Origin of the sequence: Rugamonas violacea (assembly GCF_016461825.1) — a bacterium.
Lineage (GTDB): Bacteria > Pseudomonadota > Gammaproteobacteria > Burkholderiales > Burkholderiaceae_D > Rugamonas.
This window is the reverse complement of sequence record NZ_JAEMNU010000156.1, coordinates 1-1,818: the sequence shown is the minus strand read 5'-3', so window position 1 is coordinate 1,818 and position 1,818 is coordinate 1. Positions and strand designations below refer to the sequence as shown.

Here is a 1,818-nt window from a genome sequence, read left to right as displayed (position 1 = left end):
CTGCTGAATAGTGTTTCACTGCCCGTCTTTGCTCCGCCCCCTGTACGATTACGAGAAATCAGATGACGCGACAACTATCCTGACACAGGGGGCTTTGCGTAAGGACGCCGAGGATGCGCAGTCGGAGAATGGTACAGACAAAGGTGCCGAGTCGAAGCCATCGGATAGCAAAGAGCCGGATTATGTAACTCCCACACAAGAACCGGACCGATTCAGGCGTGGCCCTGGCGGCACAAGGATTGATAACGACGACGGTAGTGTTTGGGAGAAAGATAAAGGCGGCCAGAATGCTCATGGCGGAGAGCAATGGAAGAGATGGCCGGGCCAAAAGGACTGGGAGAAAGGTCAGAATCGTGAAAGCGTTTGGAATAATGGCGTTGTGCGAGGTAAGTGATGAATATGATGAATTTTGATGAACTGCTGATCCAGGTATTGAGCTGGTGGCCGAAGGAAATCGTTGGCTCGCATGACGACTTTGCAGACCCGAAGAAGTCGTCATCTATCGCAATCTTCTACGAGTCGACTATTGAACCTATATCTGTGGACTGCGGAAGTATGCTGCTGGCTCAGCTCGATTGGATTTTGTTTTCCGTCGTCGATGATGTATCGAGAAAAATGCTGAAAGTACATCCCCACGATATTCGTTCCGACGTATTGCGCCACAGGTTCCATGAACTTCTTCATAAGGTGGCAATACCGCAGCTTCGTGGCCAGGCTGCATGGGATGGGTCTTTTGAAAAAAATGAGCTAGTGAACTATCTAACGGTGGAGGGTATTTCCTTCGAATAGATGGTACAAACAGCGGAGACAAGCCGAGCCTCCTTGATGAAAAGGGTGAGACACATCCTTGACGGCGACGGTCTTGGCAAGGTGGCGGCCACCGAGCTGGTACGGGTAAACCGGGGAAAAGTGAATTCCCATCTAACTGGACTGATGACAAGATCAAGGGTGAGGTCTCTGATGTCGCCACGGATCCGAGCTCAATCAGGACGCCACAGCAGGGCGGGAGAATCAAAGTTCAAGGCACTCGCGACGGTGTTGATATCACCGTGATCGTTGAACCTGGTAGCCGTGGTGGTCGAATCGTAACCGGCTTCCCAACTAACACTTTGAGGAATCCATGAAACAGGAACTTTTAGATCTGATCGCGGCTCAGTTGAATGAGAATGCTGTCAACTACACAGTATTCCTTCAGTTTTATGAGATGCCATTCACGGGGGCCATGGACGCTCAGGCCCTTATTCATGAGGCGTTCGGAGCTAACGCCGTAATTGGTAGCAAGGAGGAAGTTCAAGCAGAAGCAGTTTTCCCCGAGGTCGAGGAGTCCCTGTGCTACGCAGGTGGTGATGGAGCGGGACCCGCTGATGCAGTACTGCGATCTGAGATGTTCAAAAAGTTGATCGCTGAACTAAGGGGCGATCTTACGCAGTTGGTAGCCGACTCGGGAAAGATCGAGAGGTTCTGGCTTCAGGATGGGCATCCGGCATACCCTGTTTTTTGGGATTTTGCGTTCTTGTTTCAGAGCGACGAAAAGGCAACCATCGTTATTGGGTCGAGTTCCGATTAACTCTGCTTGTTGATTGGGTGCGCATGGTCAGCGGCTTGTCTGGTGCCGGCACGAGTGCCGACAAACGAGGGTGTTCTAGATTCTGTGTAAACGGTTTTTCGTTTAAGCCTGCGGCAGCCGATCGTCAAACTGACTGGCGAAGCGGTTCAGTGCCGCTTTCCCCCTGTGTCAGGATAGTTGTCGCGTCATCTGATTTCTCGTAATCGTACAGGGGGCGGAGTAAAGACGGGCAGTGAAACACTATTCAGCAG

The 1,818-nt window shown here is 51.5% G+C and carries 2 protein-coding genes and 1 pseudogene; all 3 read left to right on the top strand.

Features of this window, described 5'->3' with window-relative positions:
• Nucleotides 1-393 precede the first annotated feature (393 nt).
• The 3 genes and pseudogenes from H7U20_RS29420 to H7U20_RS29410 all read left to right on the top strand — a co-directional run bounded on the left by H7U20_RS29420 (nt 394) and on the right by H7U20_RS29410 (nt 1,567).
• Complete coding sequence (locus tag H7U20_RS29420; protein ID WP_199762693.1) at nt 394-789, top strand: hypothetical protein; 396 nt, start codon at nt 394-396, stop codon at nt 787-789.
• Nucleotides 790-896: 107 nt separating this feature from the next.
• A pseudogene (locus H7U20_RS31055) lies at nt 897-1,124 on the top strand (EndoU domain-containing protein); the annotation flags it as partial.
• Nucleotides 1,121-1,567 carry a hypothetical protein gene (locus H7U20_RS29410; RefSeq protein ID WP_199762692.1) on the top strand — a complete coding sequence of 149 codons (447 nt, stop codon included), beginning with the start codon at nt 1,121-1,123 and terminating at the stop codon, nt 1,565-1,567. The pseudogene H7U20_RS31055 and the gene H7U20_RS29410, both read left to right, overlap by 4 nt.
• The last annotated feature ends 251 nt before the right edge of the window (nt 1,568-1,818 follow it).

What these genes read in the sequence shown, in the direction of transcription:
- H7U20_RS29420 (WP_199762693.1), top strand. Translation starts at nt 394, where the DNA reads ATGAATATGATGAATTTTGATGAACTGCTGATCCAGGTATTGAGCTGG.
- H7U20_RS29410 (WP_199762692.1), top strand. Translation starts at nt 1,121, where the DNA reads ATGAAACAGGAACTTTTAGATCTGATCGCGGCTCAGTTGAATGAGAAT.